This is a genomic window from Bradyrhizobium sp. U87765 SZCCT0048, assembly GCF_018131225.1.
Classification (GTDB): domain Bacteria; phylum Pseudomonadota; class Alphaproteobacteria; order Rhizobiales; family Xanthobacteraceae; genus Bradyrhizobium_A.
Genome location: NZ_JAFCMM010000002.1, coordinates 836,711 through 850,657 on the forward strand (window position 1 = coordinate 836,711; position 13,947 = coordinate 850,657).

Annotated in this window: 11 protein-coding genes; 4 read left to right on the forward strand and 7 right to left on the reverse strand. The window is 65.5% G+C overall.

Annotated elements, in window-relative coordinates:
* Positions 1–10: 10 nt before the first annotated feature.
* The 5 genes from JQ639_RS17010 to JQ639_RS17030 all read right to left on the reverse strand — a co-directional run bounded on the left by JQ639_RS17010 (position 11) and on the right by JQ639_RS17030 (position 5,408).
* On the reverse strand, positions 11–1,885 hold the full coding sequence (locus JQ639_RS17010) for an AMP-binding protein (protein ID WP_211967288.1): 1,875 nt from the start codon (positions 1,883–1,885) through the stop codon (positions 11–13).
* 61 nt (positions 1,886–1,946) lie between these two features.
* Positions 1,947–2,756 carry an enoyl-CoA hydratase/isomerase family protein gene (locus JQ639_RS17015; protein WP_211967289.1) on the reverse strand — a complete coding sequence of 270 codons (810 nt, stop codon included), beginning with the start codon at positions 2,754–2,756 and terminating at the stop codon, positions 1,947–1,949.
* 11 nt (positions 2,757–2,767) lie between these two features.
* Positions 2,768–3,526 carry an SDR family NAD(P)-dependent oxidoreductase gene (locus JQ639_RS17020; RefSeq protein WP_211967290.1) on the reverse strand — a complete coding sequence of 253 codons (759 nt, stop codon included), beginning with the start codon at positions 3,524–3,526 and terminating at the stop codon, positions 2,768–2,770.
* A gap of 27 nt (positions 3,527–3,553) precedes the next feature.
* Positions 3,554–4,666, reverse strand: coding sequence for a CaiB/BaiF CoA transferase family protein (locus JQ639_RS17025; protein ID WP_211967291.1), 1,113 nt, complete (start codon positions 4,664–4,666; stop codon positions 3,554–3,556).
* Between the two features lie 67 nt (positions 4,667–4,733).
* Positions 4,734–5,408: a TetR family transcriptional regulator gene (locus JQ639_RS17030; RefSeq protein WP_211967919.1), complete on the reverse strand. Its 675-nt coding sequence runs from the start codon at positions 5,406–5,408 to the stop codon at positions 4,734–4,736.
* Between the two features lie 172 nt (positions 5,409–5,580).
* Between JQ639_RS17030 and JQ639_RS17035 the strand changes: the two genes are divergently transcribed.
* From JQ639_RS17035 to JQ639_RS17045, 3 genes are all read left to right on the forward strand, one after another.
* Positions 5,581–6,753 carry an acetyl-CoA C-acetyltransferase gene (locus tag JQ639_RS17035; protein ID WP_211967292.1) on the forward strand — a complete coding sequence of 391 codons (1,173 nt, stop codon included), beginning with the start codon at positions 5,581–5,583 and terminating at the stop codon, positions 6,751–6,753.
* 155 nt (positions 6,754–6,908) lie between these two features.
* On the forward strand, positions 6,909–8,456 hold the full coding sequence (locus tag JQ639_RS17040) for an acyl-CoA synthetase (protein WP_211967293.1): 1,548 nt from the start codon (positions 6,909–6,911) through the stop codon (positions 8,454–8,456).
* 177 nt (positions 8,457–8,633) lie between these two features.
* The gene (locus JQ639_RS17045; RefSeq protein WP_211967294.1) at positions 8,634–8,873 is read left to right on the forward strand and encodes a hypothetical protein; all 240 of its coding nucleotides are present in this window, start codon (positions 8,634–8,636) and stop codon (positions 8,871–8,873) included.
* A 258-nt stretch (positions 8,874–9,131) separates the two neighbouring features.
* Here the strand turns inward: JQ639_RS17045 and JQ639_RS17050 are convergent, their stop codons facing one another.
* A complete protein-coding gene (locus JQ639_RS17050) occupies positions 9,132–10,523 on the reverse strand; it encodes an aspartate aminotransferase family protein (protein ID WP_211967295.1) in 1,392 nt (463 codons plus the stop codon).
* A 125-nt stretch (positions 10,524–10,648) separates the two neighbouring features.
* Here JQ639_RS17050 and JQ639_RS17055 point away from each other — a divergent pair, with 125 nt between their 5' ends.
* Complete coding sequence (locus tag JQ639_RS17055) at positions 10,649–11,251, forward strand: DUF2147 domain-containing protein (RefSeq protein ID WP_211967296.1); 603 nt, start codon at positions 10,649–10,651, stop codon at positions 11,249–11,251.
* Here the strand turns inward: JQ639_RS17055 and hpnN are convergent.
* The gene (gene hpnN, locus JQ639_RS17060; protein ID WP_211967297.1) at positions 11,219–13,819 is read right to left on the reverse strand and encodes a hopanoid transporter HpnN; all 2,601 of its coding nucleotides are present in this window, start codon (positions 13,817–13,819) and stop codon (positions 11,219–11,221) included. The genes JQ639_RS17055 and hpnN overlap by 33 nt on opposite strands.
* Between the last annotated feature and the right edge of the window lie 128 nt (positions 13,820–13,947).

The window sequence follows — 13,947 nt, forward strand, 5'->3', positions numbered from 1 at the left end:
AACGATGACGTCAGGTGATCACCAGGACGTCGGCGGCGGGTGGATTGGCATAGAGCCGCTCGACCAGGGCGGCACGGCGTTCGAGGCCGGCGCGCTGGTTGATGTAGCCCTTGTCGGTCAATTCATTGCCGTCGATCGACGGCGGCTCGGCCATCAGCAGGGCGCGCGCGATGCGCAGGCTGCTGACGCAATTGACCGCGGTGTTGTGCGCCTGCAGGCCTTGCCGCACGCGCTCGATCACGGCCGGATGGGCGATCACCGCGTCCATGGTGGCCGTCATGTCGCCGATCAGCCGGCGGCAGGCATCGAGGTTCGGCCAGATCAGCAAGCCGATCGTGTCACGGTCCTGTCCCGTGACCAGCGCGTCCTGCACCACCGGCGACGTCGCCGCGATGGCATCGGTTCGCAGTGCGCCGACCTGCACGAACGTGCCGGTCGTCAGCTTGAAGTCCTCGACAATGCGGCCGGAGAAGATCAGACCCTGGACCGGATCGTCCGGATCGACGAACACCGCGGCGTCGCCGATGCAGTAAAAGCCCTCGTCGTCGAACGCCGCCGCGGTGAGATCAGGACGGCCGTAATAGCCCGGCGTGACGTTGACACCACGCAGCCGCAGCTCGTATTTCGGCCCCACCGGAACGAGCTTGAGCTCGACCCCCGGGAACGGCAGGCCGATCAGCCCGACGCGCTCGGTGTCCCAGTAGGTTCCGGTCGCCGTCGGCGCGGTCTCGGTCGAGCCCCAGCCGGTGTAAAACACGATGCGCTCGCCGGTGGTGCGCACCGCCAGCGCCTGCATGCGCTCATAGAGATCGTCGGGCAGCCGCGCGCCACCGTAGGCCATGAGGCCGAGGTTCTTGAAAAAGCTGCGGCACAGCACCTCGTCCTTTTCCATGGCGGAGGCGAGCGCGGCGTAGCCGGCGGGGACGTTGGCGTAATAGGTCGGCGAGATCTCGCGCAGGTTGCGAAGCGTCTCGTCGAATTGACCGGGCAGCGGGCGGCCGTCGTCGATGTACAGCGTGCCGCCCTCGACCAGAACCGGATTGAACAGCGCGTTGCCGCCCATGGTGTGGTTCCACGGCATCCAGTCGAGAAAGACGGATTCGACGCTTCCGGGCTCGCGCGGCCGGGTCTGCATCATCATCGCCGCGTTGGCGCACATCATCTGCTGGGTGTTGATGACCGCCTTGGGCATGCCGGTCGACCCGGACGTGAACAGCAGCTTGCCGACGGTCTGCGGCGTGATGCGGGCGATGGATTCCGCTACGGCAGAGGTCACCGGCGTCGCCGCCAGATCGGCATAGGCCCGGCCCGGCACCGTCGTCGGCGGACGCTGCACATGGATCACGGTCACGCCGTCGAGATCGAGTGCGGCCAGCGCCTTGTCGAAGGTTGGACCGTCCTGCACCATCACAACGGCGGGGCGGATCAGGTCGAAGATGTATTTGAGCTTGGCATGGTCCTGGCTCATCAGCGAATAAGCCGGCGAGATCGGCGCCACCGGAATGCGCGCCTGCATCGCGGCCTGGGTCATCAGTGCATGTTCGATGGAATTGCCGCTGAGGATGGCGATCGGTCGTTCATCTGCAATCGCGAGATCGAGCAGTGCCTGGGTCAGCGCGTCCACGGTGCGCTTGGCCTCGCCATAGGACACCTTCAGCCACTGCCGCTCAGCGCCGCGGCGCTGCGCCAGCCAGACATGGTGCGGGCGCTCGCTCGCCCAGCGCGCCAGCGCCTCCGGGATATGACGGGCATAGGGCTGCAGCGGCACGCGGGACTTGAGCACGATCACGCCGTCTGAACGGCGGTCGACATCGATGTCGCGCTTCATCCAGTTGATCTTGCGGAAGGCGGGCTTTTGCAGCGCCGCCGCAGTCATGGCTTCCATCGGTCCTCCCCGGATCCAGCCCGCTGCCCTCGTTCTTCGAGGCTGTCGTGCGTGTCGGGCCTTACATATTGCGATAGACGGGCTTCCTCTTCTCCAGGAAGGCACGGATGCCTTCCCTGAAATCCTCCGACCGGCTGGTCAGCACCTGGTTGCGATCTTCCATCGCGATCACGGCCTCGAGCGAGGCAGCATCGACGCTGACATTGAGACAATCCTTCGACAGCCGCAGGCCGAGCGGAGATGCCGCCAGCATGGCCTCGACATAGGGCGCCGCAGCCGCCTCCAGCGCACCATCCGCGACCACCTCGGACACGAGGCCGACCGCGAGCGCGCGTTCCGCCGCGATGAAGCGCCCGGTCAGGATCAGCTCAGAGGCGATCGACACGCCGACGAGGCGCGGCAGGAAATAGCTGGTGCCGATGTCGCAACCGCCGAGGCCGAGGCGGATGAACGCGCAGTTCATCCGCGCCGATGTCGCCGCGATGCGGATGTCGGCGGCCAGCGCCAGCGCGAAGCCGCCGCCGGACGCCGCGCCCTGCACCAGCGCGACGATCGGCTGCGGACAGCGCCGCATCAGCATGACGATGTCGGCGATGCTCCGCTGATGCGCCAGCGCTTCGGCGACACTGGCCGGCGGCGCATCGGCCGGCCGGCGTTGCATGGCTTCCTTGAGGTCGAGCCCGGCGCAGAACGCCCGGCCCGCCCCCGACAGCACGACGACGCGTGTCTGCTCGTTGCGCGCAAGTCCGGCGAAGTAAGCCCTCAACGCCTCGACCATCGCGGTATCGAGAGCATTGAGGCTGTCCGGGCGATTGAGCATTACCCGGTCCACTCCATCGGCATGCGTGACCCGCAGCGGCGCGTCGGTCATGCGTTTCGCTCCTACTTCGGCGCCATGCGGATCGCGCCGTCAAGGCGGATGGTCTCGCCGTTGATCATCGAATTCTCGACAATGTGCACGGCCAGCGCGCCGTACTCTTCCGGCTTGCCGAGGCGGGCCGGATGCGGCACCTGCTTGCCGAGACTGTCCCGAGCTTCCTCGCTCAGCCCCATCAGCAGCGGGGTCAGGAACAGGCCCGGCGCGATGGTGTTGACGCGGATCAGCAGGCTCGAGAGGTCACGCGCCACCGGCAGGGTGAGACCGACGATGCCGCCCTTCGACGCCGAATAGGCCGCCTGACCGATCTGACCATCGAACGCCGCGACGCTCGCCGTATTGATAATGACGCCGCGCTCCTCGCCGACCGGCGGCAGCGACTGCGCCCGCTCCGCCATCAGGCGGATGCAGTTGAAGGTGCCGATCAGGTTGACGCGGATGACCCGCGAGAACTGGTCGAGCGGATACGGGCCGTTCTTGCCGACGGTCTTGGCCGCGCCGCCGATGCCGGCGCAGTTGACCAGCACGCGCGCCACGCCATGGGCGGCTTCCGCCTTGGCCAGCGCCGCCTTGACGTCATTCTCGTCGGCGACGTCGCCGACCAGCGCAACACCCTTGAGTTCGGCCGCGATCTTCTCGGCGTTCTCCTTGTTGACGTCGAGCACGGCCACCCTGGCGCCCTTGGCGGCCATCGCGCGCGCGGTTGCGGCGCCGAGTCCCGAGCCACCGCCGGTGACGATGACGGCTACGTCTTTCAGATCCATGGTAGTGCCTTTCTATCAGGTTGGACTTTACGAAGCGGCCTGCCGCCAGGCGGCAAGGATGTCGGAGATCGTGGTCGGCGGTACCGCGGCCGGCCCCTGGATGGCGGAGGCTGTCCGTGAGAACCGTGGCGCCGGCGCCGGCTGCACGTAGCCGGCATGTTCGACGAAGGTGCGCCGCGCCGCAAGATGGGGATGGGACGGCGCCTCGAACAGCCCGACCGCCGCGGCGGCGCAGGCGTCGGAGCCTTCGAGAATCGCGCACCACTCGTCGCGAGTCCTGGTCTTGAACACGGCCGCGAGCTTGTCCTGCAGCTCCGGCCAGCGCGCGCGATCCATCTGCGCGTCGAACGCCGGATCATCGAGGCCGGCCAGCCGGCGCAGCTCGGCATAGAACTGCGGCTCGATCGCCCCGATCGAGATGTAACGGCCATCGGCGCATTCATAGGGGCGATAGAAGTGCGCGCCGCCGTCCAGCATGTTGGTGCGCGGCTGATCGGTCCAGCGCTTGAGCGCATGCATGCTGTGGAACATCGACAGCATCAGCGACACGCCGTCGCACATCGCCACGTCCACGACCTGTCCTTTGCCGGAGGTGCGCGCCTCGATCACGGCCGCGAGCACGCCGACCACCAGGAACAGCGCACCGCCGCCGTAGTCGCCGACGAGATTGAGCGGCGACACCGGCTCGCCGCTGGATGCCCGGAACGAATCCAGCGCACCAGTGATCGCGATGTAGTTGATGTCATGGCCGGCGGCCTGGGCCAGCGGGCCGTCCTGCCCCCAGCCGGTCATGCGGCCATAGACCAGGCGCGGATTGCGCTTCAGCGTCTCGTCGGGGCCGAGCCCGAGCCGCTCCATCACCTGCGGCCGGAAGCCTTCGAGCAGCACGTCGGCGGCGGCGATGAGATCGAGTGCCTGCGCGGCATCGGCCGGCGTCTTGAGATCGAGTTCGACGATTCGGCGCCCACGATTGACGAAGTCACGGTTGTCGCGCTTGCCGGCGCCGCGCCGCACGACAGAGACGATGTCCGCGCCCATGTCCGACAGCATCATCGCGGCGAACGGCCCGGGGCCGATCCCCGCGAACTCGACCACCCGCACGCCGGTCAGCGGCCCGGATGCCGCGCTCGTCTTTCCCACTCGAGACCTCCTGTTTCATTTTCTTGTCGTTCGGCTTTGTCGCCGCTACGGCCGGCGCTGCCGACCTTCAGTTTCTCGCCGCGGCGCGCCGTCGCTCCGGCTGCAGCATGCCGCCGAGCAGCGTGTCCGTCATATAATCGATGTACTGTCGGCGAACCTCATCGGTGATCTCGCCGACGCCCGCGGCACGTGCCATCGCGTGGCGGGCGTGGAACAGATGGTCGCATGCGCCGATCAGGTGGGTATAGAAGAACACCGGCTCGACCGGTTTGAACTCGCCGGCCGCCACGCCTTCTTCGAGCAGCCGCCGCTGGAAGTCGAGCAGAGGCCTGACAAAGAATTGTGACACCGAGGCTGCCGCCTTCTCGGAGCTGTCATGCAGCAGCAAATGCAGCAACCGGTTCATATAGGGAAAGCGATAGTACGCGTTGACGATGCCGGCGATGTGGAGCTTGAGCTTTTCGGTCGGCGAGATCGGCTGCTGCAGCAGGTACTTCAGGTGCGAGACCTGCACCTCGGCGTCGCGCGCGAGCAGCGCCAGCAGCAGGCCTTCCTTGTTGCCGTAATGATATTTGACGAGAGCTGCGTTGACGCCGGACTTCTGGGCGAGATCGCTCAGCGACACGTCGGTGGAATTGCGCTCGATCATCAGTTCGCTGACCGCTTCGAGCAGTTTTTCCGCCGTCGCATTGCGCTGCGGCTGCGATCTCGCCGGCGCGTCTGCGTTCACACCCGGTGCCATTCGCGGTTCCATTTCTTCCCGTGCGCAACTGCATTTTGCGCTTGGTGGAATGTCGCTTGTCGCGACATCGATCATCTGCGCCGACAAGTTAATTGATTGATTGACTAAGTCTAGCCTCGTCTTTTTAATTCGGCCAACCCAAACCAGAATCCAACAACCAGGGAGAAGAAGAATGGCCGAAGCCTACATCGTCGCAGCAGCGCGCACCGCGGGCGGGCGCAAGGGGGGCCGCCTCGCCGGCTGGCACCCGGCCGATCTCGCCGCCGTGGTGCTGGATTCGCTGGTCGAGCGCACCGGCGCTGATCCCGCCCTGGTCGAAGACGTCATCATGGGCTGCGTGATGCAGGCCGGCGAGCAATCCAACAACATCGCGCGCAACGCCATCATGGCGTCGAAGCTGCCGGAAAGCGTGCCCGGCACCTCGATCGACCGGCAGTGCGGCTCGTCGCAGCAGGCGCTGCACTTCGCCGCACAGGCGGTGATGTCCGGCGCAATGGACGTGGTGATCGCCGCCGGCGTCGAGAGCATGACGCGCGTGCCGATGGGCCTCGCCTCGTCGCTGCCGGCGAAGAACGGCTTCGGGCACTACAAGAGCCCGAACATGGAGCAGCGCTATCCCAACATCCAGTTCAGCCAGTTCACCGGCGCTGAAATGATGGCAAAGAAGTACGATCTGGATAAGGAGGCCCTCGACCGGTATTCTTTCGAGAGCCATCAGCGCGCGATCGCGGCGACCCAGGCGGGGGCCTTCAAGGACGAAATCGTGCCGGTCGCCATCACCCGCGCCGACGGCTCGACCGACATCCACCAGATCGACGAGGGCATCCGTTTCGATGCCACCCTCGACGGCATCCGCGGCGTCAAGCTGATCACCGAGGGCGGCCGCCTCACCGCCGCGAGCGCCAGCCAGATCTGCGACGGCGCCTCCGGCGTCATGGTGGTCAACGAGAACGGCCTCAAGGCGCTCGGCGTCAAGCCGATGGCGCGTATCCATCACATGACCATGATCGGGCACGATCCGGTGATCATGCTGGAGGCCCCGCTACCGGCGACGCACCGTGCATTGAAGAAAGCCGGCATGTCCATCGACGACATCGACCTGTTCGAGGTCAACGAGGCCTTCGCCTCGGTGCCGACCGCATGGCTGAAGGACACCGGCGCCGATCCGGCGAAGCTCAACGTCAACGGCGGCGCTATCGCGCTGGGACATCCGCTCGGCGGCTCCGGCACCAAGCTGATGACGACGCTTTTGCATGCGCTGAAGCAGCGCAACAAGCGCTACGGATTGCAGACCATGTGCGAGGGCGGCGGCATGGCCAACGTCACCATCGTCGAGCGGCTCTGAGCCTGGTCGACAAGGGCGGGTCGAACGACCCGCCCTTTTTGTTTGCCGAGACTTGTTTGCCAAGACTCGTTTGCCACGACCGCCGCACACCAACCAATGCGCGCCAACGAGCGGCTGAAGCCGCCGGATCTTCCAGGAAACGTCAGGGAACACGCATGAGCCACCCGTCGCTGCACGCCCGCACCACGCCCGACAAGATCGCCTACCGCATGGCCGCATCGGGCGACGCCATCACCTACCGCCAGCTCGATGAACACTCGAATCAGGGCGCGCAGCTGTTTCGCTCGCTCGGCCTCAAGGCCGGCGACCATGTCGCGCTGCTGATGGAGAATTCGCTCGCATTCATGGAGATCTGCTGGGCGGCGCAGCGCAGCGGCCTCTACTATACCGCGATCAGCCGCTACCTGACCGCCGACGAGATCGCCTACATCATCAGGGATTGCGGCGCCCGCGTCATGATCACCTCGGAGAAATGCGTCGACGCCGTCGCCCCGCTGCTCGCGGGCGCCGATCCGGCGACCTCGTTCTACATGACCGGCACGCCACACCCCGGTTTCCGCTCCTGGGACAAGGCCATCGCAGAACAGCCGACAACGCCGATCTCCGACGAGGTCGCCGGCTACGACATGCTGTATTCGTCCGGCACCACCGGCCGGCCGAAGGGCATCAAGCGCGAGGCGACAGGCGACGCCATCGACAAGCCCAATCCGTTCCTGCGCTTCCTGTGTGCCGACATGTGCGGCATGTCCAGCGACACGATCTACCTGTCGCCGGCGCCGCTGTATCACGCAGCTCCCCTGCGCTTCAACATGATGGTCGGCGTGCTCGGCGGCACATCGATCATCATGGAATCGTTCGATGCCGAGACCTTTCTGCGCCTTGTGCAGGAGCACCGCGCGACCCAGAGCCAGCTCGTCCCCACCATGTTCGTGCGCATGCTGAAACTACCCGACGAGGTGCGCGCACGCTACGACGTGTCATCGCTCAAGGGCGCGATACATGCGGCAGCGCCCTGCCCGGTCGACGTCAAGGCGCGGATGATCGAATGGTGGGGGCCGATCCTGATCGAGTACTATGCCGGCTCGGAAGGCAACGGCGTGACCGTCAGCACCTCGGCGGAGTGGCTGTCCCATCGCGGCACCGTCGGTCGCGCGGTGGTCGGCAAGATCAGGATCCTCGACGAGAACGACGAGGAGGTGCCCACGGGAGAAATCGGCACCGTGTACTTCGCCGACGCGCCGCAGTTCGCCTATCACAACGATCCGGACAAGACGAAGCGGGCCTACAATTCAAGGGGCTGGTCGACGCTCGGCGATGTCGGCTATGTCGACGAAGGCGGCTACCTCTATCTCACCGACCGCAAGGCCTACATGATCATCTCCGGCGGCGTGAACATCTATCCGCAGGAAACCGAGGACGTCCTGATCACCCACCCCGCCGTCGCCGACGTCGCCGTGTTCGGCGTCCCCAACGAGGAAATGGGCGAGGAGGTCAAGGCGGTGGTACAGCCCCACGACATGAGCCGGGCCGGCAAGGAGCTGGAAGCGGAGCTGATTGCGTTCTGCCGACAGCATCTGTCGCCGATCAAATGCCCGCGCACCGTGGACTTCGATCCGGAACTGCCGCGCACCCCGACCGGCAAGCTGGTCAAGCGCCACCTGCGTGATCGCTATTGGCCGGCCAAGGGGGGAACGGCAGCCTGATCACGGCGGCGGACGGACGACGCTCCCCTGGAGCCCCCCACCCCCGATGGGTGTTTCCGAAATGGCACGTAGCCCCGCCTTCAACAGTCTCGGAGGTGGCGAGCATGGAGACCGCCGAAGGTTCTGTGTTAGACAGTGCCGGGCTGAAGCTTGCCACCGCCAAACCGAAGGGTCGTGATGTCGAAATCCCTGCTTCTGACTGCGCTCGTTCTCGCCACCATCTCCACCTCCACCCTGGCGCAGAACGCGCAACGCAGTGGAACGCCGGAGGAACAGAAGGCCTGCACCAAGGACGTGTCCCGGTACTGCCGGACGATGATGGACCAGGGCGACCTGGTGATCCTGTCCTGCCTGCAGCAAAACCGCGCCAAGATCTCGGCCGCGTGCGACAAGGTCCTCAAGGACCACGGGCAGTAAGACCGCTCCCGGCCCGCGAACGCCTTGGCGCGACGCGGGCCTTGGTTCGCGTGAAGACTGCGCGCCAAAGCGGGCTTAAAACGCTTCAAAACTGAGAACGGCAGCGCACTCGCGCGTCGATCACGCGCGAACGCGCACGAGCGGCCGCGGCTTCCGCGGCCGCCTCTCGCTCTGACACCGACTGAGATATTTCGTGAACACGCCTTCGCGCCGCGAAGGCAGGGGCGGCCCGACACCGACGTCAGGCCGCTGCGGGTCTCACGCGGACTTGCGCATGGCGTTGTCGACCAGCGTCTTGCCGAGCGACCACACCGCTCCGGGCACGCGATGGCTGGCGCCGATGACCGTGTCGAAGGCCGATTCGATCCACTGGCAGTCTTCGTCGGTGATCGACAGCGTCGGCAGCAGCTTGATGGTATGACTGCCGTGACCGGACACCTGGGTCAGGATCTTGTGATCCTTGAACAGGGGGATGGTGATGAGCTGGCAGAACAGCCCCTTGCTGGCGGTCTCCAGCACATTCCACGACGCCTTCAGGGCGAGCGACTTCGGCGCACCGAACTGCACCCCGAGCATCAGGCCCTTGCCGCGCACCTCCTTGAGGAGTTCGTACTTCTGGACCATGCGGCCAAGCGAGGTCAGCAGCCGCTCGCCGCGCTGCTGGGCATTCTCGATCAGCTTTTCCTGCTTCATGACCTCAAGGGTGGCGATGCCGGCGGCCATGGCCAGGTCATTCTTGCCGAAGGTCGAGCCGTGCACCACCGCACGGTCCATGCGGTCGAACACCTTGTTGAAGATCGCCCGGCGGGTCAGCACCGCGCCAACCGGAACTTGACCGCCAGAAAGCGCCTTGGCCAGCAGCACCATGTCCGGCTCGACGTTCCAGTGCTCCACGGCGAGGAAACGGCCGGTACGGCCGAGACCGGTCTGCACCTCGTCCGCGACGAACAGCGTGCCATAGCGCCGGCACAGCGCCGCGGCCTCGGGCAAGAAGTTGTCGTCGGGAATGTTGACGCCCTTGCCCTGGATCGGCTCGATGATGAAAGCGGCCACCTGGCGGGACGACAGCGCCTTTTCCAGGGCCGCGAGGTCGTTGAAGGGAATGGACGTGCAGCCCGGCAGCAGCGGCTCGAAACCGCTGCGGAAGTTCATGTCGTCGGTCAGCGACAGCGAACCATAGGTCAGGCCGTGATAGGCCTGCCCGCAGTAGATGATATCGGTGCGGCCGGTGGCGACGCGGGCGAACTTGATCGCCGCCTCGACGCTCTCGGTGCCCGAATTGGCGAAAAACACCTTGTCGAGATAGGGAACGCGCTCGATCAACTGCTCGGCCAGAACGCCGGCGAGGGTCGAGACGTCCATCTGCACGAGATTGGGCAATTCGGCGTTGAGCACGCTCACCAGGGCGTTACGAACCGCAGGGTGGTTACGGCCGATCGCAAACACGCCAAATCCGCTCAGCAGGTCGAGATAGCGGGCTCCGACGCGGTCGTAGAGGTACTGCCCCTCCCCCCGGACGAAGCCGACATCGTATCCGATCGTCTTGAGGACCCTGACCAGTTGCTCGTTCAGGTAGTTCGCATGCAGATCGCTGCGTTCCGCCTGGCGGGCGGCAAACATCTCGGAAAGGTCAAGATTGGGATACATCATCGGCTACATAGGTGGTTTCGGGAAGGACGCGTCAACAGGAAATCAAAAATGCGGCGATTTGCCCCGCGAGCCGGAACTTCTGATAAGATTGTTCATTGCTTTCGCTGCATCGCAGAAGGGGTTCTATGAAGAAAGAAGTTGTCTTTTGCGGGATGGCCCTGCTGGCATCGCTCGGTTCGGCCCACGCACTGGAGTCGCAACCCCTGGGCGAGTGGGTGGTACAGGAAGGGGTCGCGCGCATCCGCATTGTCGATTGCAACAGCCGTCTCTGGGGCGTGGTGTCGTGGGAAAAGATCCCGGGCAACGTCGACGCCCAGAACCCTGACCGGTCCAAGCGAACCCGACCAACCCTCGGGATGCCTGTACTCCTGAACATGAAGAAAGCTCCAGCAGAAAATAAAGGCGATCCCGAGGAATGGGAAGGCAAGGTTTATAACGCCAAGAACGGCAAGACTTATGAATCGACGATCCGGTTAACGACTCCCGACAAGCTCGAGATCAAGGGCTGCGTCCTTGGTTTCCTGTGCGGCGGCGAGACCTGGACCCGCTATGTCGATCCTGCGGCCCAGCTGACCCCGGCCCCTGCCCCAGCTGCCCCGCCCAAGTCGACTGTCGCCCAGACGAAGGCGAAATCTCCCCCGGTAGCAGGAACGACGAAGGGAATTGCCCCCGTCGACCCGGCTGCGGAGGTCTGTTCACTTCCCGAGATCGCGGGGACGCCCCATTAGGGCCGGCTGGAACAGCACGGCCGCCGCAAGGGTGGTGACCAGCGAGAGCGCCAGCAGCTTGCCCATGCTGGATGTTCCCGGATGGCTCGACAGCCACAGGCTGCCGAACGCCGTGGCGGTGGTCATCGCGCTGAAGAACACGGCCCGGGTCAGGCTCGACTGCAACAGGTCGGTCTGCCCCGCGCGCCAGGCGGTGACGTAATAAATCTTGAACGCCACGCCGATCCCCAGCAGCAGGGGTAGCGCGATGATATTGGCGAAGTTCAGCGACAGCCCGATCAGCACACAGATCTCCAGCGTCAGCACGCCGGCGAGCAGCAGCGGTACCAGCGTCAGCAGCACGTCGCCGATCCGGCGCAGCACGATCCAGAGCAGGATCGCGATCGACAGCAACGCCCAGCCACCGGCCTGAATGAACGCCGACACGATGGTGTCGCCCGACTCCAGGATCGAGATCGGACCGCCGGTCGCCGATGGCGCGACCTTGAGCACGGCGCCGGCGAACTTGCGCAGGGTGTCGTTGTCGTTGGGATCCCCGCTCGGCTGGGCCTGGACGCGGAAGCGTCCGTCGGCGGTGCTCCACTCACTGACGAGGTCCGGCGGCAGGGTCTTGATGCTGACCGGCTCGGCCTTCAACAGCAGCCGCACCTGGTCGAGCATGACCTTGAGCGGCATGACAAACACCGCCTCGACCTTGTCCCGCGTCCCCTTGTCGGCCGCGGCCAGCTTGCCGAGATCGTCGGCGAGACGCTTGCACGCCACCACCCAGGGGGCGTCGGCCTTGGCGTCAGGCCCGCCGGCGAACTTGCGCAGGCTCTGCGCCGCCTCGGTCAGCGCCACGACGCGATCGGTGTCGCTCGGCGCCTCGCCGGGCTTGCCGCCGAGAATCGGATCGAGGGTCGCGGCTGCCTTGCGAATCAGCGCCAGCTTCGCCGGCTGGTCCGGCGGCACGAAGGTGTCGAGCGAGATCGTCCGCGCCACTTCCGGCAGCTTCTGCAGCCTGGCTTCGAGCTCCCGCGCCGCCGCTTCCGACGGCACGATCATGTCGACCGCGTTGGTGCCGGTGTTGGGATCGCGCCGCAGGTCGAGATAGGTCGCAATCGACTCGACCTTCTTGCTGCGCAGGTTGATGGGGTTGAAGTCGAAGTGGAGGAAGTAGAGCAGCGGCAGGCCGGCCACTGCGACGATCAGCGTGCCGGCGACGATCGGCACGCGATGGCGGCTGAGGAAGCGGTCGACCGGCGCCATGAAGGCGTAGCCGAGCGGCTCGGACTCGCCCGGCGGATTGAACACCTTGAGAAGCGCCGGCAGCACCGTGAGCGCCGCGAGGAACGCGATGAGCATGCCGGCGCCGGCGATTTCGCCGAGCTCCGACACGCCCTTGTAGTCGGTGGGCAGGAACGACAGGAAGCCCGCCGCCGTCGCCACCGCCGCCAGCGTCAGCGGCACGGCGGAATGGTCGGCCGCCACCTCGATCGCCGCCTGCAGGTCGCCCTCGTTGTGACGTTCGGCGCGGTAGCGCACGCTGTACTGGATGCCGAAGTCGACCCCAAGGCCGACGAACAGCACCGCGAAGGCGATCGAGATCAGGTTCAGCGCACCGACCAGCATCAGGCCGATCGCCGTGGTGATCGACAGGCCGACAACCAGGGTGATGAAAACGGCGGCAATGATCTTGGGCGAGCGCAGGGCCAGCCACAGGATGAACAGCACCACCGCGACGGTCCCAATGCCGTTGGCGAGGGCGCCTTCCTGGACGGTGGCGAACTCCTCGTTGGCGATCGGGGTCGGCCCGGTCAGACGAACCTGGGCATGGTACTTGCCGGACAGGTCGAGCTCGCGGGCTGCGTCACGGATGGCGTCGGTGGCGACCTTGCCCGGTTCGAGCGCCTGGAAGTCCAGAATTGGACGCGCGGCGATCAGCACCCGGCGGTCACCGGCGGTCAGCGGTTCCGGGCTGGCGAGTTCCCGCCAGGAGAAGTCCCCCGTTCCCTTGCCGAGGACATTCTCCACGGTCCCGGCGACCGTATTGAGCGGCTTGGCCAGGGCGTCCTTGCTGAATTCGCCGCGCTGGGCGCCGTTGAGGGCAAACTCCAGCACGCCGGTCAAGCCGCGCAGGTTGGGATCGTCGACCAGGATATCGAGGATCGGAGACGCCGCTGCGAGCTGCTCGGTCTGCTTGGCGACCTCCGCGGTGGGCAGGAACATCAGGCCGTTGATGTCGAAGAACGGCCCGCCGCCGGCGTATCGGACCCAGATGAACTTTTTGGTCTGGGGAACCAGCCTTGTCTCGAGTTCCGCGGCGGCCTGGCGGGCCTGCTCGGGCGTCGGAGCCTCGACCACGGCCAAAATCAGGTCATTCTGGCCCGGAAATGCCTTGTCGAAGGCGATTTCCCGCTGCCGCCAGCCAAGATCGTTGGAGATCAGCTTGCCGATGTCGGTATCGATCGCGAAATGCCGGGCAGAATAGGCACCGGCGGCAACAGCTAAAAGGATTCCCGCAATGATGGTGAGCCATGCAAATCGCGTACAGCCCCTCACCAGGGCAACAATAATCCTTGTCAGCACAGTTTTTCTTTCTATGTCTTTGAACCGATCAGCAGTGGGCGCGGGCTAAGCAGCTTGCGAGTTAACTCATTGGCCGTGAGCGGTGCCCTTAAGTCACACAATCATGGCATAACGCCAGCCCTATCCGA

Coding starts and splice junctions, on each gene's coding strand:
- JQ639_RS17030 (WP_211967919.1), bottom strand. CDS start 5,408: ATGGCACCGGGTGTGAACGCAGACGCGCCGGCGAGATCGCAGCCGCAG.
- JQ639_RS17040 (WP_211967293.1), top strand. CDS start 6,909: ATGAGCCACCCGTCGCTGCACGCCCGCACCACGCCCGACAAGATCGCC.
- JQ639_RS17010 (WP_211967288.1), bottom strand. CDS start 1,885: ATGGAAGCCATGACTGCGGCGGCGCTGCAAAAGCCCGCCTTCCGCAAG.
- JQ639_RS17035 (WP_211967292.1), top strand. CDS start 5,581: ATGGCCGAAGCCTACATCGTCGCAGCAGCGCGCACCGCGGGCGGGCGC.
- JQ639_RS17020 (WP_211967290.1), bottom strand. CDS start 3,526: ATGGATCTGAAAGACGTAGCCGTCATCGTCACCGGCGGTGGCTCGGGA.
- JQ639_RS17055 (WP_211967296.1), top strand. CDS start 10,649: ATGAAGAAAGAAGTTGTCTTTTGCGGGATGGCCCTGCTGGCATCGCTC.
- JQ639_RS17045 (WP_211967294.1), top strand. CDS start 8,634: ATGTCGAAATCCCTGCTTCTGACTGCGCTCGTTCTCGCCACCATCTCC.
- JQ639_RS17050 (WP_211967295.1), bottom strand. CDS start 10,523: ATGATGTATCCCAATCTTGACCTTTCCGAGATGTTTGCCGCCCGCCAG.
- JQ639_RS17015 (WP_211967289.1), bottom strand. CDS start 2,756: ATGACCGACGCGCCGCTGCGGGTCACGCATGCCGATGGAGTGGACCGG.